The sequence below is a fragment of the Helicobacter canis genome (assembly GCF_008693005.1).
In the GTDB taxonomy this organism is placed as follows: Bacteria; Campylobacterota; Campylobacteria; order Campylobacterales; family Helicobacteraceae; genus Helicobacter_B; species Helicobacter_B canis.
This window is the reverse complement of record NZ_VXKE01000021.1, coordinates 150,847-172,276: the sequence shown is the minus strand read 5'-3', so window position 1 is coordinate 172,276 and position 21,430 is coordinate 150,847. Positions and strand designations below refer to the sequence as shown.

The following is a 21,430-nucleotide window of genomic DNA, read 5'->3' as shown; positions in this document are numbered from 1 at the left end:
TAAGCAAAACTCGCAGAGTTTTGAATCTGGCTTTGCTAAATTATAATGATTATTTGCTGTATCACACTTGCGGCGTTTGTTTCTGTGTCTTCTGTGCTTTTAGAATCTCTATATACTCATCAATTTCTTCATACACATACTCCCAGCTTGTGAAAGGAGAATATAATGAGCTTTCAATCTCCGCTATGAGTGTATCATCGCATTGTATATCAGCTTTTTTCAAGCATTCAATCGCCTTACTTTTGTAGAACTCTGTGCTTTTTATCCACTGCTTTGTAGCCATATCAAAATGATGCGTTTCTTGGCTAAGATATTCATTATATTTACTGATAAAATCTTTGTGCTTGAGATGAAAATCTTTCGCCTTATTTTTATCTGCCATTTTTTCCTTTATGTTTGCAAGTCAAGGTATAGCAAAAGCTTTTAATAGTGTTATGACAAAAATTGAGAGCTGCTTTTATCCACAAACATAAGCCCCCTTTCTTCAAAGATATATTCAAGCATAAAGGGCGATAAAGTTTTGTTTTCTATACTCTCTGTAATCATAGAATCCGATCGCAGATATGCCTCTGCATCTAAGCGTGGATTTTGCTTGTCAAAGCGTGGGAGGGCGTAATACAAATGAGAAATATTATAAGATCGCGCGAGGCTTCCGCGCGCCTGCCGCCGCAATGAGCTATTTTGCATAGTTTGATAAAAGTGGATTCCACTAAGCTCTGTGCCATCTGTCTCTAAAAACCACCGATGAAACATATTGATCACCCTTTGCGGGCTTATACGCCCCTTGCCGATGTAGGGCTTAAGCCTTATGCCGCGTTTATGCGGGGCGAAGCCGTGCATTACTCCGCCGCTTGAGAGATAATAGGCATTGCCACACGCCCTGCCAAGCTTGCCAATCTCAATGCCATCGCTTGCGTTTTCACTCCACACAAGATAGAAATACCACTCATATTTTGAGCCTGTGCGTGGGCTGCTGCTAGGGCTTGGGCTAGAATCCACTTCCGCACTCCCTGCTTGATTTTCACCCCTAGAATCCACTTTTGACCCTGCCCCAGAATCCACCCCAGAATCCACTTTTTGCCCAGCCCCAGAATCCACCCTAGAATCCACCCCAGCCCTAGAATCCACTTTTTGCCCTTGCGCTGAAGTGCTGCTTAAATCTTGCTTGCGTGATAGCGCGCAAAAGCTCGCGCAATCAATGTCCCTTTCATTGAGCATTAGCCCCAAAAATTTATGCCGATAGTAGTTCTCCTGCTCGCTTAGGGGCTGTGTTTTTCCATTGATGATTTTATGCTCTCTATATGCAGAGATAATCCCCATAAACTCAGCCTTTTGCGCGGTGGCAAAGATGGATTCTAAAGCGTCTTTTGTGTAATGTGTGCTTAAAGTCATAGCTCCCCTTTGTGTGTGATGATGTGTGAAAATAAGGCAAGTGAAGTTATAGCAAAGGGCTTTGACAGCGTTGTGTCAAGGCTAAATCCAAGATATAAAAGACTTAAGTAAATCTAGCTAATGCTAGGGTGAGAGTGCCGAGTATGCAGACTATCTGTGTGGCTATCATATACCCAATGTGTATCAAAAGATGTATGCGTGCCATAAGTGCCATCTATGTCTAATAGATAGAATCTATTGCCATTGTGCCTTTGCTCTTGTGCTTGCTTCTCTAAGTCGCTTGAAATCGCCCCAAACCAACCATCTGTAATGACAATCAAATCTGATTGCACAAAATCATCTTCTTGCATTTTTTTAAGCCCTTCTGTTAATGCTGGCTCTACATCAGTGCCACCATTACAGCTCATCGTCAAAAAGCCTAGAAGCTTCGCCCTGCCATCTTTGCCACTTAGCTCAATAGTCTCTATGGTGCTAGAAAAGTTGATAAGATAGCAAGCGCGGCTTTGCATATCTGCCTTTGTAGCAAGATAGAGTGTCAAAGCCTTTGCTATATACTCTGGAGTGCCTTGCATACTAGAGCTGGTATCCACGCAGATTATCATAGCACCTTTAGTTTTCTCTTGCTGTTGCTCTTTGGGCGTATCAAAGCCCTGCTTCTCAAAGCAGAAAAGGCGGTTTTGAATATATTTGAGATCAAAGAGTAGCTCTAAGTCTGGGTCATTTAGCATTGCTAGCTCTTGGGGCAAGAGATTTGCCAAATCACGCCCTAAAGTTACCCCACACATTTCTTCTTTATATTTACTCGATGGCTTTACACTAGAATCCCCCATAGTGCTTGCGCCCAGCACACCTCCATCTTGCCTGCCCCTGCCTAGTAGATCTGCGATTGTGCGCAAGTGCTTACTGCTTTGTAAAGTTTTCAAATACTGCTTAATTTTTGCAATGTCAATATAGCCTTTTTGCCCTAGCCCACTGCCATATAAGCCCTGCCGACTATCCCGCTCTTGCTCTTCTCCTGTCCCATCTTCCGTCTCATCGCCCACGCCGCGCACATTTATACTTATATCAAACTTCATTCCCTCCAACATCTCTTGCATTAAAATAGATGACTCTAGCTCCAAATCCCCTAGCGTCTCTTGTAGCTCAAGTATAGATTCTAAAGCTCCTATAAGACCTTGGATATACTCTCTTTCTGCTTGTTTTCTCCTAGGCTCTAGCCACATTGATTTTTTAGATTCTAGGACTTTTTCCCAATACTGCAAAATATGCTCCCTGTTAGAATCTAGGCTTGCTTGATGATTAGAGACAAGGGAGTCTAGCTCGCTTTGATGATCTGGGTTATAGCTCAAAAAGCTTTGCCTATCATCTTGTAAGGTTTGGTGATTGATAGTGGGCGTGAGTGCTCGCCTATAGTGCGCTAACTCTTCTTGCCAAAAGGGGTGGCTAGAAGCTAGCTTATCTTGGAGCGCTAGATAGCTAGCGTGGATTTTGTCCAAATACGCTCGCACCACTTCATTTTGTAGCAATGCTGTGTAGCGTGGGTTGTGTTCTATGTCTTGTGGTGTGCTCTGCATAGCCTACTCCATCAAAGCTTGATCATTAGCCCATTTAGGTCGGCGCGCCATTTTATGTGCGCCCCAAAACATATAGTGCATACTAGTTACATTACAGACATTCCAATTATCAAGCACTTGGTAAAACTTCACCGCATTAGCAAACATATAGCTCATATCTGTTACGCTCTCTACATTCCACGCGCCTATTGGCTGATTAAAATGCTTTGCATTTTCAAACATACTTCTCATAGTAGTTACTTTGCTAACATTCCAACATTCTATCCCACTAAAATCCACGCGCTTTGAGTCTTTAAACAACTCGCGCATATCTTTAATGGCACTTGTGTCAATATCACCTAGATAAACACTCTCATCTTCTACAAGTTTTTTTAGCATTTTTTTGCTTTTTGGCTTATATTTTGGCTTTATTTTTGTGTATCTTAGTGGAATTGGTGTAGGCTGGGTTTGTATAATGGTTTTTAGCTGCTCTAGAGCGATTTCAAGCTGCTTTAACTCATCTTGTATCTGCATAATATTGCGCAATATAGGCTGATAATCCCTAGTGGTTAAAAATGGGTTTGCCATTTTGCTTTGCGCGGTATCAAGATCTTCTTGAATTGCGCTTTGCTTTGCAGCAATTTTTTGGGCGATATTATCGCACTCTTTAGTATAAAGATCTTTTATCTTTTCATCTATTTGCTTTGGTTGATAATTGTCATAAAGCTCTGCTATGCTTTTATCATAATGGTTTTGATATAATTTTTGCAAGACTGGTATGTCATATTGCGGATCATCGTGCAAGATAGCTTGCATCGATTTTTCTAGAAGATTTTGTATCACTTGAGTTTGTGTCTCATCACTCCATAAACAATGCTTTAAAAGCATAATATCTACAAGTAGCACTTCATCTCTATCGCTTAAAACTGCCGCTGTCCTTAGAAGCATTGCCATAGCCACCCACCGCCTGTCAGAGATGTAAATTGGCTCGCTGGGCTCACTATTTTGATCTATGTCTGTTTGCAAGGATTTATTGTGGGATTTTATAGAAGCTTTTAGGGTGTGGAGTGCTCGTAGGGCTTGCTGAGAAAATGTGGCATTTTTAGCCTTTTGCGCTATGTCTTGCAGCTCTTTTAGTGTGATAGGATTTGTGATAGTAAGCTGTGCTTCATCTGTGCCTTTCAGTAGGGCTTCAAAACTAGCTTTTTTCTCAACGGGCAAGACCTTTAATCGCACAATAAGCCTATCATATAAGGCTTCTAGCCCTTGATTTGGTGCGGGGAACTCATTGCTCGCACACACTAGTCCTTTTAATGGGACTTTTATATCCATATTGCCATCGCGGTAAATTTTTTCGTTGATGATGGTTAAAAGTGTGTTTAGGATAGCTGGAGAGCTTTTCCAAATCTCATCTAAAAACGCAAAATGTGCGGTAGGGAGATAGCCCTGTATGCTTCGTGTAAGGCGATTTTGTTTCAGCTCTGCTATGTCGATTGGACCAAAGATTTCTTCTGGTGTGCTGAAGCGGTTCATTAAGTAGGCAAAGAAAGTGTTAGAATCTACTTTTTTACTATCACTCATATCAAATGCTAACGCCACACGCCTTGCGACAAGGCTTTTTGCCGTGCCCGGAGGTCCATACAAAAAGGCGGATTTACCGCTTATAAATGAGAGTAGCACAAGCTTTAATGCCTCATCTTTTTCATACACGCCTTGACTTAAACTTTTTACTATAGATTCTATGCGATGTTTATAGCTCATTGTCGCTCCTTAATCTTTACTATGTAGGAGATTCTAGCAAGCAGCTTTGACAGCGTTATGTCAAGGGGATTAAAATGTATGTAGAATTGCAAGAGAATTTTTGCGTAAGTTTGCAGGGGTTTTGTAGGAGTTAATGCACCACATTTGGCAAAAGCAAAATATGAAAGAGCAGATTCTAAGCTTTTAGAATCTTTGCCATCTATCTTTATCTAATCCCCAAAACATATTTTCCGCTCTCTAATAGTCAAATTCCAAGAATCTAGCGACTGATCGAAGCTCTCCGCACCATTCAACATATAAGCAATGTAGAATACATTGCTTATATCCCACGATTCTAACGGCTGGTTGAAGCTTGTTGCGTCACAAAACATTCCTGCCATATTAGTTACCTTGCTTGTATCCCAAGAATCTAGTGGTTGATTAAAACTCTTTGCCTCCGCAAACATATAAAGCATACTAGTTACTTGACTGACATCCCAAGAATTTAAAGGTTGATTAAAACTCTCTGCATTCTTAAACATATAATCCATATAAGTTACCTTGCTAACATTCCATTTGCTGATGTCAGCGTTAAAAAATTTTGCTCCATAAAACATCATAGACATACCAGTTACATTACTCACATCCCACGATTCTATCCCGCTAAAATCCTTGCGTGTAGAATCGAAAAACAAAAAAGACATACTATCAATAGCACTTGTATCAATATCACCCAAATGGATACTCTCATTATTGACAAAATGTTTTAGCTCTCTTCTAGTTTGTGGTTTGTAGATTTTCTTACTCATAGTGTTCCTTTCATTGTAAAATTAGAATGATAGCATACCATTACATAAAGCCCAAATCAAAAGAGATAAAACCTCTTTGCTTTAAAGCCCTTAGCCCACTAACTTTTCCAACGCCTTTATAATCTCCACCATAGCAAGTGTATCAAGTTTGCAATATGCTAAAAGGGCTTTGCGATATTCTTCTTGTGTCTCTTTTGGCATAGATTCTAGCGCGGCAAAGCACTCCATTGCTTCTCCGCCATTATGCACGAGATTTAGCTCTTTATAAGCAGATTCCATTTGTGGCACAAGGGCTGGCAAAACGACTTTGATAGAGTGGCTACCATTTTGTTTATAGTGATAATAATGCCTAGAGCCAAATGGTGTCATTAAATCTTCAATCTGTGAAGCGATATGTAAAAGCTCTTTTTCATACTGCGGAAAACTTGTAGCAAGTCTTGTAATCACACCTTTTTCAAAGCTCGCATTATACGCTAGGATAAAGGCATTTTGCGGGATAGAATCTAGCAGGGTTTTGATGAGTTCAACTCTAGGGTCAATGCCACTTTTTGCTAAAAACTCTTTATGCTCTAGCTTGCCGTATTTATGTTGAATATGGAGTGAAAATTGAAAGGGGATTTGCTCATACGCACAAGTGCCTACAAATCTAGGCACAGCGAGCTGAAATGTCTCAAAGTCTAAGTGATAAATGGGGTAGGATAAACTCCCTAAAAACTCCTTGATTTTATCCTTTTGTATATGCACAGATTGTTGTTGAAAGCATTCTACTTGTAGAATCTGCTTGTAGCTTAAGCTATCCATATCTTTTATATCATTAAAGCGTAATACCCCTTGCCTGTATAGCTCTAGCTTTTTATCGCTCTTAAGCCAAGCAAGATTGAAAATAGAATCTTCCCCCTTTATGCCCCTTTGAGCCTCCCAGCAATATGGCTTTGCTTCGCAGGAGTAGGGATCATCACAATGCAGCCCTATATCAATGCTAGGCTCATTTGTCTGCTCTAAAGTGCTAGCAAACTCTTGCAAAATTGCTGGAATCTTTGGCACAAACTCTTGCACAGATTCTAAGCAAGGCACGATAGAAAATAGCTCTGTTAGCTCAAGCGATTCACCCCTTTTATAGTCTGTATTTAAATGGATAAGATTCGCCCCCTTTATACTATATCCACAATGTGTAATGACATAGTGCTGCACGCTTAAATCATAGATATATACTTCCTTTACACTTGTAGAGCTTTTCACTTCATTGATGATAAGCCCTTGTGGTGTGTTTTGCAAAATATCTACCATCACAACAATGCCTTCATATATAAAAGTCGCTTCATATATCACACTAACACCAGAATCTAGCAGCTCCTTTGTGCGTTTAGCGTTATGGCTTATGCCATCACAAAAGTGGATTCTAGCTCCATTGGGGAATAGCTCACAGGCAAGCTCCCCGACTTCATTGCCTATGCTAAAAATCTGCTCCTGCTCCTTGCTTGGCGGGCTTATGGCGTCCTTTTTATGAGCTAGAAGCCATAGCAGCTTTTGACACTGCATACCTTTGATAAAGCGAGATTTTGAGAGATTCATAGCTGTCCTTTTATAGGGAGTTACATCACATAAGCGTAGCATAAATCTTTGACAGCGTTATGACAAAGGAGTGTAATTTATAGAAAGTTGTGTAAATTTATGGAGATATTTTGAGCAGAATCTGCGCGGATATATAAGCAGCAAAGGCTCTCTTAAACCGCCTTAAGAGAGCCTAGCATTTAGCATAAAAAATCTTTGAAAAACTCTCTAGCCCATTGCGTGAATTTTTCATTCTCTTCTATTATGTGTTTTTTGCCAAAAGATTCAAGTGTATTTGCAAACTTTCTGTTGTAATCTATTTTAGAATCTTTATAAGCTTCTTTTTTAATTTGCGCCCCGCCATCTCGTATTTTTCTATTAAGCTTACTCTCTAAAACAAGCAAATTCCCAAAACTATCTTTTATGCCACCAAAGTCATCAGCAGTGTCAAAGCCATATTGGCGTAACGAGCCATTCTCAATCGCATTAAGTGGGACAATATGCTCTATATCGTATGGCTGCATTGTTTTGTTGCTATCCCCATTATCATCTTCTTCAAGCAGGTCATTAAAAGCCCTAGCGTCCATATCATCACAGCGATAAGTGAAAAATAAATAGCGAAAATATTTCCCCCAGCTATAACCATCTCTTGCTATATCTCTAAGCACATCACTGATACTAGAATCACTCTTATAACAATCTTTGCAATCTTGTATCACTCTGTTTTTAAAGCTATCTTTATCGCTAGTAGCTTCACAAAGCTTATATGCCGTTGAATCATTACTTGAACCACAGCCATAGAAAAACACTTCCGCCTGTGCTAAAAGCCTTAAGCACTCATCATCTAAAGCCCCATTCATCTCTAGTCTCACTAATGATGAGTAAAACAAAGGATTGATTCTTAAAACATAGAGAAGCTTAAAGGCTTCTGCGCTTGTCTCTGTCCTTTGCATAACGCGATAAAATGCTTCAAAAAACTCAAGCAAATCACTAGAGTATGTATCAATATACTCTAATAACTCTTGTGGATTTTCTGTTTTGGATTTTAATACTACTTTGATTGCGTCAAACGACTTATCTGCACCATATCTATAATGCCCAACTCTCTGTCCCAAAGCATGGTAGTTAAAAACACGCGTTTCTACTTCCTTGGCAAACTCCCTATCGCCAAGCGATGAGCTAAGCTTATGCTTCCGTATTTTCGTAGCGATTTTAAAAATCTCTCCAAATCGTTCATTGATTTTATTATCAAGTGTGCCATTATCATTGCTATATTTGTTTGAATACAAAATAAGCAAGGCTTTTAACTTATCTAGCAAAAGAAGTGGCACGCCCCTATCATTGACACTTTGAAATGTGCGTATAGCACGCCCAGAGTCTGCCTCCTCTAGCCACATAAGCACCATTTTATCTAGCACAGAGAGATACTCTTTAGCTTGAGTGGATTCTAGCTCACGCACGCGATCCCAAATCGCTTCAAAGACTTCATACAATCGCTTTTGCCCATCTGTCTCAATCCTATCTTTCAGGCTTGTATCGCGCTTATTGTTATCTGCTTGTGCAAGCAGTTCTTTGAAAAACTCCTGATTAGTAGGGATAACTTGCAATCTAAGCTCTCTATTTTCATCACGAAAAATATTCATATTCCAAGCAGGATCTTTTGTTTTAGCGTTAAGCGCATAGCGGAGCATAAAGATTGTCGTGCTTCTTTGCTGCCCATCAATGATATGATAGACATCACTATTTGGCTCTTTTGCTACAACGATAGTGCCTAGAAAATGTCCCATACTATCACTGCTTGCATTTTTTGCTTCTTCTAAATCCCCCCACAATTCATCTAAGTTTTTCTTCTTCCACGCATAGTCTCTTTGATATTTAGGGATAGAAAAACGCTTATTGTTGCTAAAAACTTTTTCCACGGATTCTTGTGCCATTTCTCGCTCCTTTTAGATTTAATTTGCGCAGGGATTCTAATGAAAAAAAAAAAAAAAACGCAAGGACAATGCAGCCCAAGCCCCCTACACCAGACCACTGCAAAGCTAGATTCTAGGGCGAAGTTATAGCACGCAGCTTTGACAGCGTTATGTCAAAGATTTAGAAATTTGCCCTACAATGCCCCCTTTATAAATCCTAGAATCCATTGCAAAAGTTTAGATTCTAAAAGGAGCATTATGCCTAGGCACGACTATACCCAGCGACTCGCGCGACTTACTAAAATCCTAACCCTACTCTACCACCCCAAAAGCGATGGTTCACTCTGTGCCAAGAGCTTAGCGCAAGAGTTTGGCGTAAGCCTTAGGACTTTGCGCAGAGATGTGGAGATGATGGGCGCGGATTTTAGCTATGAGCGAGACACTATCTACTTCCTAGGCAGTAAGCTCCCAAAGAGCATAAGCCAAGCAGACTCATTTATCGCTCTAGCCCTGCTAAGAAGCTTTGCATATAGTATGAATGGCGAGATAAAATCCCAAATGCTCTCCCTCCTAAACTCCCTAGAATCCACCAGCGCGCACAATGCAGAGCCGTTTTTCACCCGCTCAAATTTAGAGGAGATAGCCCTAGAGCCAGAGTCTATCGCGCGCTTGCAAAAGGCTATTAAAGAGCATAAAGTCATTAGCTTTGAGTTTTTAAAAGAGCCAAATATCCTAAGCAAAAGCCCCCATAGCAGAGCGCGCAACACACAGCGCGAAGTTTTGCCACTAAAGATTCTAAACTTTAGTGGTGAGTGGTATTTGCTAGGGCTAGAATCTAGCGTGATAAAGAAGTTTTATCTCAATAGCATTACAAATATCTGTGAGATAAGACAGGGAGAAAAAGTAAGCCAAGAGCTCTTAGGGCGGCTAGATAATGCGCTGAATGCGTGGTTTTCCCCAGGGGCAAAGCCCTTTATGGTGCGACTATGGATAGATCCTAAAATCGCAAAGTATTTTAAACGCAAGAAAATCTCCCCCAATCAGCACCTAGATGAAAACACTGATGGCAGCCTAGATATTACACTCCACATCACAAGTGCTATGGAGATCGCACCTCTAGTGCTTATGTGGATACCAAATGTGGTGGTGCTAGAGCCTAAGGACTTAAGAGAGTTTATCCAAGCACAGACCCAAAGCTATGTGCAAAGAGTGCAAGAAATCTCCTAGATTCTAGTTAGATTCTACCTTAAGCCTTGATACTCTATAATCGCACTTTACATTTGTGCTAAAGGATAGATATGGGAAGAGCGTTTGAATACCGCCGAGCCGCCAAAGAGAAGCGATGGGACAAGATGAGCAAGGTCTTCCCCAAGCTGGCGAAAGCCATCACTGCTGCTGCCAAAGAGGGCGGCGCAGATCCAGCGATGAACGCCAAGCTTCGCACAGCAATCGCCACTGCTAAAGCCCAAAATATGCCAAAGGACAATATCGATGCCGCCATTAAACGCGCTAGCGGGAAAGATGGCGCATTTAGCGAGCTAAGCTATGAGGGCAAAGCAGCAAATGGCGTGCTAATCTTCATTGAATGCACCACCGATAACCCCACCCGCACCATAGCCAACCTAAAAAGCTACTTCAACAAAAGCCCCGGTGCTTCTATCGTGCCAAATGGCAGCTTGGAGTTTATGTTTGCTAGAAAAAGTGTGTTTGAATTTAGCAAGCCAGAATCTATGCCCCTAGATGAGCTAGAGCTAGCACTCATCGACTATGGGCTAGAAGAGCTAGAGTCTTTGGAAGATGGCAGCTTAATCGCCTATGGGAGCTATACAGACTTTGGAGCTTTAAGTGAAGGGCTAGAATCCTTGCAGATCACGCCCACAAGTGCCAAGCTCGCCAGAATCCCCACAAGCCCCATAACCCTAGCTGAAGAGCAGATAGAAGAGCTAGAGAAGCTGCTTGATAGGATTGAAGAAGACGATGATGTGCAAGCTGTTTATACAAACCTAGCCTAGATTCTAGCGAGCCACTCAAGGAGACCTATGCCACGCCCTGATACAATGCCTGATGAAGCCTTAATAGCGCGCTTACGGAAACAGATTGATAGCATTGATGAGCAGCTGCTAGCCCTGCTAGATTCTAGGCTAGAGATTGTCGCCCAAATTGGCGCAGCAAAGCTGAAAAGCAATGCCAGCATTTATCGCCCAGAGCGTGAGCTAGCGATCATCGCTCGCCTAAGCTCTCTGCCTGCAAAGCACCTAAGCAAAGACGCCATAGAAGCAATCTATCAAGAGATCTTTGCCATATCGCGCAACCTTGAGCTACCAGAGAAAGTCGCCTATCTAGGTCCCATAGGTAGCTACACTCACCAAGCCGCAGAATCGCGCTTTGGCGCGATGAGTGAGTATCTACCCATCAACACCATTAGCGCGATCTTTAGCGCGCTAGAATCCAAGCAAGCGCGCTATGGTGTAGTCCCCATTGAGAACAACACCAATGGCATAGTAGGCGAGTGTATCGACAATCTTGCTAGCTCTAGCGTGAAAATCATCGCAGAAATCATTGTGCCAATCCACCTAAGCTTCGCTTCCCAGTGCGAGCATTTATCCCAGATTGAGCGCATTTATAGCAAGGATATAGCCTTTGGGCAGTGCGCGCAATTCTTACAAGCGCACAATCTCCTAAACACCCAGCAAATCCCGGTAGAATCCACCGCCAAAGCCGCCCAGCTAGCCACGCAGGACCCAAAGAGCGCGGCGATTTGCTCACACATTGCCGCCAAGCTCTACCACCTACCGCTAATGTTTTCCCATATCCAAGACTCTCAAGGCAACAAAACGCGCTTTGTCATCTTAAGCGATTTTCACAACCCCCCAAGCGGCAATGATAAAACCTCCATTTTCGCAAGGCTTCAGGGCTTTGAGAAAGCCGGCACACTGCTGCGCTTTTTGGAGAGCTTCTCACGCGCTAATATCAACCTAACCAAGATCGACTCCCGCCCTATCCGCAGCAAAAACAGCTTTGACTCTGGGTTTTATGTGGATTTTGTAGGACATAGGGAAGATAAGCATATCGCCCAAATCTTTGATGAATGGGGCGAGCAGATCAAATGGCTAGGCAGCTACCCCAAAATCGACTAGCCACCTAGAATCTACTTTTATGTAAGGACACATTATGCCTTTATCTTTCAAGCCCATAGCCCTAGAATCTAGGAGTGAGATTCTAGGATTTTTGCAAAATGATCACTTTTCTATCGCGGATATTAGCTTTGGCAATCTCTACATTTGGAAGCACGCTAGGGAGATTAGCTATGCCATTTGTGGCGGCTCGCTACTTATCCAAACGCGCCAAACGCACAAAGAAGGGCAGACTCCCTACTTTTTTTTCCCCATTGCTGGCGATGAGTCCTCCAAGCTAGAAGCCCTAAGCGCGCTAGAATCTTATGCGCAAGCAAATGGCTACCCCCTGCACTTTGAGCGCGTAGAGGCGCGCAATCTCCCCTTGCTTAAGCTTGCTTTCCCCACTATCTCTATAGAGCCCACTCCTGATCACTTCGACTATGTTTATAGTGTAGAAGAGCTCTTGCACCTAAGCGGGCGCAAGTTCCATAAGAAAAAAAACCACCTAAACAACTTCTTACAACGCTACGAATGGGAGCTTGAGCCTATCACGCAAGCAAATGCCAAAGAGCTAGCCAAAGTAGCTAGAATCTGGCTTGATAGCAACCCTGCTAAAAGCGATGATTTAGAGCTAGAATATCTTGGCATTTGCGCGGCATTAGAGAGCTTTGGTGAGCTAGGGCTGCAGGGTATAGCAGTGCGCGCAAGGGAGAAAATAACGCTAGGCTCTAACAACATAGACCCCGCACTACTAGATTCTAGCTCGCTGCCTATCATCGCCTTTAGCTTTGGAGAAGCGATCAATGATGAAATGGCAGTGATCCACATCGAAAAAGCCGCGCCAAATATCATCGGCGCATATCAAATCATAAACCAGCAGCTTTTGGCTCGCTGCTTCTCGTCGCTACGCTATGCCAATCGTGAAGAAGATCTAGGCATAGCGGGGCTTAGGCAGGCGAAGAGGGGGTATAATCCTGTCTTTATGGTAGAAAAATTCCGCGCTATTTTGTAGGGATTCGGCTTTGGGTAGGCATTCCGCAGATTTTGGGGATTTTGGGACAACCGCAGACCTCAAGTCTAGCTCTGCCCCAAAATCCCCAAAAAACTACGAAAGCCCCACTGCAATTCCTAGAATCCTAGAAGAAGAAAGCCAAGCTTCCAAGTCATTGCGAGGCGATACAATCGCCGAAGCAATCCACACAAACACACAAAAGCTAGATTCTAGTATAGACTCTAAAGAAACATCGGCACAGCCTAAGCGGTGTCCCTTGTTTTCTAAAGAAGCTACGCTTTGCCACGCCACTGCTGGCGCAGTGTCTCGCAATAACAGAAACAACACCCAAGCGCAAAAAGTGGATTCTAGGATAAACGCCACAAATCTAAGCAAGCCAGCAAAGGATTCTAGGATTTCTAAAGAAACTGCGTTTTGCGATGACTATGCCCTAAACGATTCTAAGAATTGCGGTGGGGCTTTGCGGGCTTTGGGTCAATTTGGGGGTGGGAGTTACCTAAGCGGTAATGACTACCCACAAATTGACCCAATCGCGTCAAATTGCTCACCCAAAGCTGAATCGCCTCAAACACAAATCCCGCTTATTGATCTCCACACCCAATACCACACCCTAAAACCCGAGCTACACTCTGCAATCGCCAGCGTTTTACACTCCCAGCACTTCATCTTAGGCGAGCACTCTCAAGCACTAGAGAGTGAGCTAGCTAGCTTTGTAGGGCGGCGATTTTGTATCACTTGCTCTAGTGGGACAAGCGCGCTGCTGCTAGCTCTTTTAGCCCTTGGCATAGGCGCGGGCGATGAAGTCATCACGCCTAGCTTTAGCTTTATCGCCGCAGCAGAAATGGTGGCATTCCTTGGGGCGAAGCCCGTGTTTGTCGATATTTGCCCTAGCACCTACACGCTAGATCCCGCCCAAGTGAGCGCAAAGATCACGCCCCGCACAAAGGCGATTATCCCGGTGTGCTTGTTTGGACAGCCCTATGATGTAAGCGCGCTTAATCAAGTAGCAGGCGCAATCCCTATCATCGAAGATGGGGCGCAGAGCTTTGGCAGCAAGATTCTAGGAGAGAGAGAAGCACGCTCTGGGAGCTTTGGGACGCTTAGCGTTACAAGCTTTTTCCCCAGCAAGCCACTTGGTGGCTACGGCGATGGGGGCGCGGTGTTCTGCGATGATGAGAAACTAGCGCAGAGTCTTGCACGCTTGCGCAACCACGGGCAAGCCTCCAAATACCACCACCAGAGCCTAGGGCTAAACGCTAGGCTCGATGAGCTACAATGCGCCATTTTGCGTGTGAAGCTAAGGCATTTTACCCGCGAGCTAAACTTGCGCGAGCAAGTAGCAGCACGCTACTACGCGCTACTAAAGCCACTGCAAAGTAGCCTAGCCCTCCCATATACCGCGCCAGATCGCACCAGCGTGTTTGCGCAGTTTTGCCTGCGCGCGCTAGATTCTAGCTCCAAGCACCTAGAATCTAAAAGCCCCCACCTAGATTCTAGCCTAGATTCTAGCGTGGCAAAAGCGCGCGATCACATCACTTCTGTCCTAAATGCCCAAGGCATAGCCACTGCGATCCACTACCCTACGCCCTTGCATTTACAAGAGTGCTTTGCCTACCTTGGCTACAAGCAAGGAGACTTCCCTGTAAGCGAGCGTGTGAGCCAAGAAATTTTCTCTATCCCCTTTAGCCCCTATCTTACCAAAGCCGCCCAAAAGCATATTGCTAAAGCTCTTTACGCCATTATCGCTTAAGAATTTTTATCACTTAATAACGCTCACAAGCCCCGCATTTATGGGGGTTTGTGAGCGTTTTTTTTGTTTTTTTTTTTTTTTTTCTGGTAGCATTGCAGCTCATTTTGTCTAATTGCAAGGAGTATGTATGGGGAAGCGTAGTATCTCGCAGAAAATCGCCTTTATCATCATTAGTTTGCTTATTGCTATTTTTATAGCGTTCCAAATCATCGGCTATATCCTAGCAAAAAATGCGATTTTAGAGAGCGTGAGCCACGGCAAGCAAGAGAGCGTGAAAAACGCGCTAAATTTCATTGATACCTATTTTGATGCGCGGCTGGATTTTATGCAAAGAGTGGTGCAAGATCTCCAAGATAGCGGCGATCTCTCCCACCAAAATGTCGCAAACTGGCTCAAAGAAGCCTACGGATTTACTTCAATGGACGCACTCTATCTAGGCTATGCACACGATGGGCTTTTGATAAAAACTGATGTCCAATCTGGCAACAAGCCCTATATTTTGGATAAATCTAAAGGCTTTGACTCGCGCACAAGAGAGTGGTTTAAAGACGCGCTTGCCACGGGCAAAGGTGGCTTCACGCGACCTTTCCGCGATATTACGACCAATGAGCTTACTATCTCTGTATATGTGCCAGTGATACAAGGCGGCAAGATAGTCGCAGTTATTGGTGCAAATATATTCCTAAGAGATTTGCAAAAGGCATTTATGAGCCTAAAGACCACGCCTAGTAGCTCGGTGTTTTTAGTAGGAGTTGATGATCGAGGCACTTATAATATTCTCCATACTGATGAGAAAGTGCTTTTTTCTGAAGATAATCAAAAATACGAGATTTATGACACCCTCTATGCCAAAACACCAAAAGAGACCCACACACTCTCGCCGCTCTTGCATTATGAGTTTGATGGATTAGCCAAAGTGGCAGTGTGTAATGTCAATAAAAATCAATGGCTACTTTGCTCCTCAAACTCCCAAGCAGACTTTGAAGAAGAGCTACACACCTATCTCATCTCGCAAATCAGCTTCTCTGTGGTGGCGATTTTGCTCACCGCTGCCTTGCTGTATTGGATCATCGTCTATCAACTCCGCCATATCACGCCTATCACAAATGGGCTTATCAAGTTTTTTGACTTTATCAATCACAAAGCAAGCGATGCGCCACTGCTGCATATCAAAACCCACGATGAGTTTGGCAAAATGGCTAAAGCGATCAATGAAAATATCGAGCATACTAAACAAAATCTAGCCCAAGATAAGCACGCTGTGGAATGCACACTGCAAGTGGTTAAAGCCATAGAATCTGGCAATATGATTGCCCGTATTGATGCCACTTCTAATAATCCACAAATTAAAGAACTTATCACAATGCTCAATAAAATGCTCAAAGTCCTAGAGTGCAAAATCGGCACGGATATGAATGTCATTGGCGCGGTGTTTGCCTCCTACAATCAGCTTGATTTCACCAAGCAAATCCCCGAAGCTAAGGGCGATGTAGAGATCACTGCCAATAAGCTTGGTAATGAGATTGTTAAAATGCTCAAAACTTCTCAAGGCTTTGCCAATGAGCTTGCAAGCCAGAGCCAAACACTAGAGAGCTCTATGGGCAAGCTGCTTGATGGCACGCAGTCTCAAGCAAGCGCGCTAGAGCAGAGCGTAACAGCTGTGGGGCAGATCAATGCTTCTATGCACAATGTCAGCGCGCAAACCAATGAAGCCACCACCCAAGCCCAAGACATCAAAAACATCGTAAGCGTGATCCAAGACATTGCCGAGCAGACAAATCTCCTAGCCCTAAATGCTGCCATTGAAGCCGCAAGAGCTGGAGAGCACGGGCGGGGCTTTGCGGTAGTGGCTGATGAAGTGCGCAAGCTTGCGGAGAAAACGAGCAAATCGCTAAGTGAGATTGAAGCCAATATCTCTATCCTTGTGCAAAGTGTCAATGATATTGCAGAAGCTGTCAATGAGCAAACCGCAGGGCTTACACATATCAACGAAGCCATCAATCAAATCCAGTCAATCACGCAAGAAAATGTCGGCATAGCCAACAATACAAACGCTATCACCCAGCGCGTGCATACGATCGCTTCAATGATCCAAGATGATGTGCAAAAGAAGAAATTCTAAGCCTTGCAAAGTAACCCACAATATTGAAACCGCCTGCTAGAATCTAATAGATTCTAGCCTATTGCGCGGACTTGCCCCACACAATGACAATACTAGATCTAGCTCCACTGCCACAAGCGGGCTACTAATGCCTAGGTTTTACAATGCGTTTGATGGATTCTAGTAAGTGGAGTTTAATGAGAATCCACTTGGCTATAAGCTTTAGCCCCGTGGATAAAGGCTTGTGCAAATGCGCATTAAGCACAGATTCTAGCCACTTGTTTTTCTCCTCCCAGATTATTGGGTGTGGTAGGTAGGCTGGGACTGATACAGGGCTAAGAGTGGGGAAGAGCTGCGCTTGCCTATCTTTATGCACAAATACTAAGAGATTTTGCCGATACCACCATAGCACTGACTCATCACCCCAAATGCTAGGGCGCAAGAAGTCTAAGCACACATAGCCCTGCTTGGCAAAGAGCTCCGCCCAATAGGCTGGGGGCTGCTCGTTGATATGGCACACCCCGCCTTGGTAGGGGATCGCCGCAGAAAATAGCACCACATCTGCAAGAGAAGTAAGGAGCTGGACAAAATTAGCAGCAAAAATATGGTCTAAATGCTCTGCGACCTCAAGACTTTGAGCTAGCTCAAAAGGCTTAGAAAGCATAGCTAGATCGTTTGGGCTAGAGTCGTGGCTTTGCAGGCTTTCTGGTGCGACCTGCTCGCGGTGGGACTTGGGTGATAAAAATGGGGCTTTGCAAGGCGAGTCAAAGGCGCGCACTTGGGCGTGCGTAACTGCAGACTCGCCGCAGTAATCGCCATTTTTAGCCCCAAAGCCTACGCGCTTAAGTTGTCCCCCCCCCCCCCGTTTTAGCGCGCTAGCACGACTAAGTATCTCTCTATAATCCTTTGTCAAATCCACTTGCGCATACGCACTTGCAGGGATAAATCGCTCACTCTCTCCCACTTCATTGCCATCAAGCCCAGCCACAAGCACGCTAGAATCTAGCTCCTGCCACACCTTAAGCCAAGTCCCAAGCCCGCAGCCCACATCGATCACACTGCTAGGCTTATAGAGTGCGTGCATAATCCCTAGCACCTGCTTTGCCGAGTTGTATGCGGCTTGCTGATCGCCGTAAAATGCTCTATCGTAAGTTTTGATCAAGTCTATGGCTTCTCTAGGGTTGCCAAAATCTGTAGAATGACTACCCAAAGCTAAATTTTCTTTCTCCATACTTCACTCCTTTGTAGTTAAATGGACAAAGATTCTAGTATAAAGCGGATTAAGGCTTATTGAAGTTAGGAGTCTTTGGACTTTTCATAGTTGTATTTGGGGTCGTGGGCTAGGGCTTCTAGGTCCTTTTTCGTGCGCTTGTAGGCTTTATAAATATTTAGCACCGCAGCTCCCACACCCCAAAATATCCCAACTCCTAGCCCCCACACGCTGCCACTAAGCTTTTGCAGCAAGATACCAACCCCAAGCCCTAGCAGCACCGCCACTACAATGGATATGCCTAGGCTTAAGTCATACGCGCTATCGATGAGCTTTTGCGCTTTGGGCTGGGCTGGACTTGGCTTTTCATCGCTATTGTTAGTGCTTGCGGTGGATTCTCCACTAGAATCTAAGCTAGATTCTAGTGGAGCGGATTGCGGAGTGGTAGAATCTAGCTTAGATTCTAGTGGAGAATCCAATGCGCTGAAGTTAGATTCTAGCTCTTTAGGCTCTTTAGACGCTGGCATTAGGCGCGCTCACTTGCGATAAACGCGAAGCTCTCACTCGCTGCTTGGATTGCTTCATCAATAATGGCTTCACTCATTGGCGCACAGATGAAGCCTGTCTCAAACTGCGAGCAAGCTAGATAGACACCGCGCTGCAACATCTCTTGATGAAAGCGGGCATACATCGCTGTATCTGCACATTTTGCATCATCAAAATTCTTCACAGGCTTAGAGGCAAAAAAGAAGCCAAACATACTGCCGCGCACTTGCGTTTGCAGCGGGATATTATGCGCTTTGGCACTAGATTCTAGCCCGGAGACAAATCGCCTAGCCAGACTCTCAAGCCGCTCATACAAGCCCTTATCTTTAGCAAGCTTTTTTAGCATAGCAAGCCCGGCAGCTGTGGCGATGGGATTCCCACTTAGTGTGCCTGCTTGATAGACTGCGCCTTGTGGGGATAGCATATCCATAATCTCTGCCCTACCGCCAAACACCGCCAAAGGCATACCCCCGCCTACCACCTTGCCAAAGCACACAAGATCAGGCTCTATTGGCACGAAGTGCTGCACGCCGTTAAATGCCGCGCGGAATCCACTCATCACTTCATCAATAATAAGCACAATACCCCGCTCGCTACAAAGCTTGCGCAAAGAGAGCAGAAAATCCGCCTCTGCAGGGACTAGCCCCATATTCCCAGCGATTGGCTCAATGATGATCGCCCCTACTTGCCCACTTGCTTCAATGCACTTTTGCACAGAATCTATGTCGTTATAGCGCGCTACTAGCGTGTGCTTACTCAAATCGCTTGGCACACCCGGCGAGCTAGGACTGCCAAAAGTCGCACACCCACTTCCAGCACTCACTAGCAGGCTATCACTATGCCCGTGGTAGCAGCCATCAAACTTGATAATATCATCACGCCCGCTAAAAGCTCTTGCTAGGCGAATCGCACTCATTGTAGCCTCTGTCCCAGAGCTTACAAAGCGCACCTTATCCACACCATCATAGCTAGCAATAATCGCCTTTGCTAGCTGTGTCTCCGCTCTTGTTGGCGCGCCAAAGCTTAAGCCATTTTGCAAGGACTCTTGCACCGCTTGCAAAATCTCACTATCGCTATGCCCAAATAGCAGCGGTCCCCAGCTTTGCACAAAGTCTATATAGGCATTGCCATCATTATCAATGAGATAGCAGCCCTGCCCCTTTTGGATAAAGATTGGCGTCCCGCCCACGCTTTTAAACGCCCGAACCGGGGAATTCACCCCCCCGGCGATGACTTGCTTGGCTTCATTGAAGTCGTTAATACTTGTGTGTATGCGATCTTCTTTATCGATTTGGGCTTGGTTTAGGCGTGATTTTGGAAAATGCTCCATACTATCTCCTTAATGTATTGATTAAATATAGTCGATTTCTTGGGGCTTTTTAGACTTCATAATGAGCCTGCGCACATCACTTATCCCCCTAGATGTGCCTATCATTAGCAGCTTACACTCACTAGAGATCACCATATCTTCATCTGGCATAGCGAAGTATTTGCCATCTTTTTGCGTAATGCCTACGATAAACACCTTTGCAAAGTCGCGGAAATGCCCTTCTTTGAGCTTTTTAAGCACAAGCCAAGAATACTTAGGCACAAGCACTTCTTCTAAATCTAAGCCGCTGTTGTTTTTGTAGGCAAATCGCTCTAGGAGATTTTGCATATCTGGGCGCAGAGCCATCGCACTAATGCGCTGTGCCATAAGCTTAGGCGCGGAAATCACCGTGTCAGAGCCTAGCTTTTGGAGCTTTTGGACTTGCTCTTCAGAATCTGCACTTGAGATGATATACAAGGGCTTGCGGTTAAGCTCTTGGGCAAAGAGCCTAGCAGAGACGATTAGCGCGATATTGTCGGAAAGATTTTTAGAAAATGTTACAACCCCGCGCGCAGCGGAGAGACGGGCTTTAAGCATAGCGGTGTTTGTGTGGGGGTCGCCGATGATATAGTAGGGATATTTATATGTCAAAGCCTGCTTCTCTAAATCAGGGCTAGAATCCACCACGACAAAGGGGATCTGCGCTTCTCTAAACTGCTTGGTTAGCTCGATGGTGTATTCATTGTGGTAGCAGATCACATAGTGATTGCGCAAGCGCGCGATATTGCTTATCATCTTTTTCTCCTTTAAGAGTCCTGTTAGAACACCCGTATTAACAATGCTAACGATAAATGCCACGCTAAAGGCGATGATCGCCGCGCCACTTAGCATCAAAAACGCTGTAAAAAGAACCGCCAGCGCGCCGAACTCTTTCTCATTAAGCGCGCCAAAGCCGGTGTTTGTAAAAGTATAAGAAGATTGGAAAAAGGCTTGGACGATACTATAGTCTTCTAAGAGAAAATACCCAAGCGTGCCGATTAAGATAAAGACTTGGATAAGAACAAGCGGAAATCTAAATGCCTTAAACTGCTCATAAAGCTGGGGAGATAAATCAATATCCGGCTTTGATGAATTCCCCCAATGCAGGAGCCTTTTAAGTTTGCTAAGCAATGGATCGCCTTACACGCTAGGCGTGCTTTTTCATCGTCCTTAGCGTAGATGCGGCGACTTTCACGCGCATAGATGTGCCATCGCTTAGCTTGATGCGAATGCTGCGAAGATTAGGGAGAGATCGCTTTTTAGTTTTGTTGTTTGCGTGGCTTACATTATAGCCGACCATTGGACCCTTGCCTGTAAAAAAACATTTCCTTGCCATAAATGCTCCTTAAATCTCTTGTATTTTTAAGCAAAATAAGCGGGGATTGTAGC

Annotated in this window: 18 protein-coding genes; 6 read left to right on the top strand and 12 right to left on the bottom strand. The window is 44.3% G+C overall.

The window, feature by feature from the left end:
• Positions 1-61: 61 nt before the first annotated feature.
• The 7 genes from F4V45_RS07830 to F4V45_RS07800 form a co-directional block, all read right to left on the bottom strand.
• Positions 62-382 (bottom strand): hypothetical protein, encoded by a 321-nt coding sequence (locus tag F4V45_RS07830; protein WP_210670649.1) that lies wholly within the window; start codon positions 380-382, stop codon positions 62-64.
• Positions 383-432: 50 nt separating this feature from the next.
• A complete protein-coding gene (locus F4V45_RS07825) occupies positions 433-1,392 on the bottom strand; it encodes a hypothetical protein (RefSeq protein WP_150337781.1) in 960 nt (319 codons plus the stop codon).
• A gap of 113 nt (positions 1,393-1,505) precedes the next feature.
• Positions 1,506-2,966: a VWA domain-containing protein gene (locus tag F4V45_RS07820; RefSeq protein ID WP_150337780.1), complete on the bottom strand. Its 1,461-nt coding sequence runs from the start codon at positions 2,964-2,966 to the stop codon at positions 1,506-1,508.
• Between the two features lie 3 nt (positions 2,967-2,969).
• Positions 2,970-4,706 carry a BspA family leucine-rich repeat surface protein gene (locus F4V45_RS07815; RefSeq protein WP_150337779.1) on the bottom strand — a complete coding sequence of 579 codons (1,737 nt, stop codon included), beginning with the start codon at positions 4,704-4,706 and terminating at the stop codon, positions 2,970-2,972.
• A 209-nt stretch (positions 4,707-4,915) separates the two neighbouring features.
• Complete coding sequence (locus F4V45_RS07810; protein ID WP_150337778.1) at positions 4,916-5,494, bottom strand: BspA family leucine-rich repeat surface protein; 579 nt, start codon at positions 5,492-5,494, stop codon at positions 4,916-4,918.
• Between the two features lie 90 nt (positions 5,495-5,584).
• A complete protein-coding gene (locus F4V45_RS07805; protein WP_150337777.1) occupies positions 5,585-7,066 on the bottom strand; it encodes a DUF2779 domain-containing protein in 1,482 nt (493 codons plus the stop codon).
• 179 nt (positions 7,067-7,245) lie between these two features.
• On the bottom strand, positions 7,246-8,979 hold the full coding sequence (locus F4V45_RS07800; RefSeq protein ID WP_150337776.1) for a DUF262 domain-containing protein: 1,734 nt from the start codon (positions 8,977-8,979) through the stop codon (positions 7,246-7,248).
• A 237-nt stretch (positions 8,980-9,216) separates the two neighbouring features.
• Here F4V45_RS07800 and F4V45_RS09620 point away from each other — a divergent pair, with 237 nt between their 5' ends.
• The 6 genes from F4V45_RS09620 (at position 9,217) to F4V45_RS07765 (ending at position 16,958) form a co-directional block, all read left to right on the top strand.
• The gene (locus F4V45_RS09620; protein WP_210670648.1) at positions 9,217-10,185 is read left to right on the top strand and encodes a helix-turn-helix transcriptional regulator; all 969 of its coding nucleotides are present in this window, start codon (positions 9,217-9,219) and stop codon (positions 10,183-10,185) included.
• 71 nt (positions 10,186-10,256) lie between these two features.
• Positions 10,257-10,970 carry a YebC/PmpR family DNA-binding transcriptional regulator gene (locus F4V45_RS07785; protein WP_150337774.1) on the top strand — a complete coding sequence of 238 codons (714 nt, stop codon included), beginning with the start codon at positions 10,257-10,259 and terminating at the stop codon, positions 10,968-10,970.
• Positions 10,971-10,997: 27 nt separating this feature from the next.
• Positions 10,998-12,095 carry a chorismate mutase gene (pheA, locus tag F4V45_RS07780; RefSeq protein ID WP_150337773.1) on the top strand — a complete coding sequence of 366 codons (1,098 nt, stop codon included), beginning with the start codon at positions 10,998-11,000 and terminating at the stop codon, positions 12,093-12,095.
• A 34-nt stretch (positions 12,096-12,129) separates the two neighbouring features.
• Positions 12,130-13,086: a DUF2156 domain-containing protein gene (locus tag F4V45_RS07775; protein WP_150337772.1), complete on the top strand. Its 957-nt coding sequence runs from the start codon at positions 12,130-12,132 to the stop codon at positions 13,084-13,086.
• Between the two features lie 10 nt (positions 13,087-13,096).
• Positions 13,097-14,836, top strand: a complete 1,740-nt coding sequence (locus tag F4V45_RS07770; RefSeq protein WP_246145303.1) for a DegT/DnrJ/EryC1/StrS family aminotransferase — start codon at positions 13,097-13,099, stop codon at positions 14,834-14,836.
• Between the two features lie 127 nt (positions 14,837-14,963).
• A complete protein-coding gene (locus F4V45_RS07765) occupies positions 14,964-16,958 on the top strand; it encodes a methyl-accepting chemotaxis protein (RefSeq protein ID WP_150337771.1) in 1,995 nt (664 codons plus the stop codon).
• Positions 16,959-17,082: 124 nt separating this feature from the next.
• On the opposite strand, the gene F4V45_RS07760 is transcribed toward F4V45_RS07765, so the two are convergent.
• From F4V45_RS07760 to rpmB, 5 genes are all read right to left on the bottom strand, one after another.
• On the bottom strand, positions 17,083-18,168 hold the full coding sequence (locus F4V45_RS07760; protein ID WP_150337770.1) for a hypothetical protein: 1,086 nt from the start codon (positions 18,166-18,168) through the stop codon (positions 17,083-17,085).
• Positions 18,169-18,233: 65 nt separating this feature from the next.
• Complete coding sequence (locus tag F4V45_RS07755; RefSeq protein WP_150337769.1) at positions 18,234-18,674, bottom strand: AtpZ/AtpI family protein; 441 nt, start codon at positions 18,672-18,674, stop codon at positions 18,234-18,236.
• Positions 18,674-20,023, bottom strand: a complete 1,350-nt coding sequence (gene hemL / locus F4V45_RS07750) for a glutamate-1-semialdehyde 2,1-aminomutase (RefSeq protein WP_150337768.1) — start codon at positions 20,021-20,023, stop codon at positions 18,674-18,676. The genes F4V45_RS07755 and hemL overlap by 1 nt, the downstream gene beginning before the upstream one ends.
• A 21-nt stretch (positions 20,024-20,044) precedes the next feature.
• On the bottom strand, positions 20,045-21,172 hold the full coding sequence (locus F4V45_RS07745; protein WP_150337767.1) for a potassium channel family protein: 1,128 nt from the start codon (positions 21,170-21,172) through the stop codon (positions 20,045-20,047).
• A gap of 16 nt (positions 21,173-21,188) precedes the next feature.
• Positions 21,189-21,377 carry a 50S ribosomal protein L28 gene (gene rpmB / locus F4V45_RS07740; RefSeq protein ID WP_023930576.1) on the bottom strand — a complete coding sequence of 63 codons (189 nt, stop codon included), beginning with the start codon at positions 21,375-21,377 and terminating at the stop codon, positions 21,189-21,191.
• Between the last annotated feature and the right edge of the window lie 53 nt (positions 21,378-21,430).

Bases quoted from the DNA above. Each gene is read 5' to 3' on its own strand.
- F4V45_RS07830 (WP_210670649.1), bottom strand. From the start codon at position 382: ATGGCAGATAAAAATAAGGCGAAAGATTTTCATCTCAAGCACAAAGAT.
- F4V45_RS07825 (WP_150337781.1), bottom strand. From the start codon at position 1,392: ATGACTTTAAGCACACATTACACAAAAGACGCTTTAGAATCCATCTTT.
- F4V45_RS07820 (WP_150337780.1), bottom strand. From the start codon at position 2,966: ATGCAGAGCACACCACAAGACATAGAACACAACCCACGCTACACAGCA.
- F4V45_RS07815 (WP_150337779.1), bottom strand. From the start codon at position 4,706: ATGAGCTATAAACATCGCATAGAATCTATAGTAAAAAGTTTAAGTCAA.
- F4V45_RS07810 (WP_150337778.1), bottom strand. From the start codon at position 5,494: ATGAGTAAGAAAATCTACAAACCACAAACTAGAAGAGAGCTAAAACAT.
- F4V45_RS07805 (WP_150337777.1), bottom strand. From the start codon at position 7,066: ATGAATCTCTCAAAATCTCGCTTTATCAAAGGTATGCAGTGTCAAAAG.
- F4V45_RS07800 (WP_150337776.1), bottom strand. From the start codon at position 8,979: ATGGCACAAGAATCCGTGGAAAAAGTTTTTAGCAACAATAAGCGTTTT.
- F4V45_RS09620 (WP_210670648.1), top strand. From the start codon at position 9,217: ATGCCTAGGCACGACTATACCCAGCGACTCGCGCGACTTACTAAAATC.
- F4V45_RS07785 (WP_150337774.1), top strand. From the start codon at position 10,257: ATGGGAAGAGCGTTTGAATACCGCCGAGCCGCCAAAGAGAAGCGATGG.
- pheA (WP_150337773.1), top strand. From the start codon at position 10,998: ATGCCACGCCCTGATACAATGCCTGATGAAGCCTTAATAGCGCGCTTA.
- F4V45_RS07775 (WP_150337772.1), top strand. From the start codon at position 12,130: ATGCCTTTATCTTTCAAGCCCATAGCCCTAGAATCTAGGAGTGAGATT.
- F4V45_RS07765 (WP_150337771.1), top strand. From the start codon at position 14,964: ATGGGGAAGCGTAGTATCTCGCAGAAAATCGCCTTTATCATCATTAGT.
- F4V45_RS07760 (WP_150337770.1), bottom strand. From the start codon at position 18,168: ATGGAGAAAGAAAATTTAGCTTTGGGTAGTCATTCTACAGATTTTGGC.
- F4V45_RS07755 (WP_150337769.1), bottom strand. From the start codon at position 18,674: ATGCCAGCGTCTAAAGAGCCTAAAGAGCTAGAATCTAACTTCAGCGCA.
- hemL (WP_150337768.1), bottom strand. From the start codon at position 20,023: ATGGAGCATTTTCCAAAATCACGCCTAAACCAAGCCCAAATCGATAAA.
- rpmB (WP_023930576.1), bottom strand. From the start codon at position 21,377: ATGGCAAGGAAATGTTTTTTTACAGGCAAGGGTCCAATGGTCGGCTAT.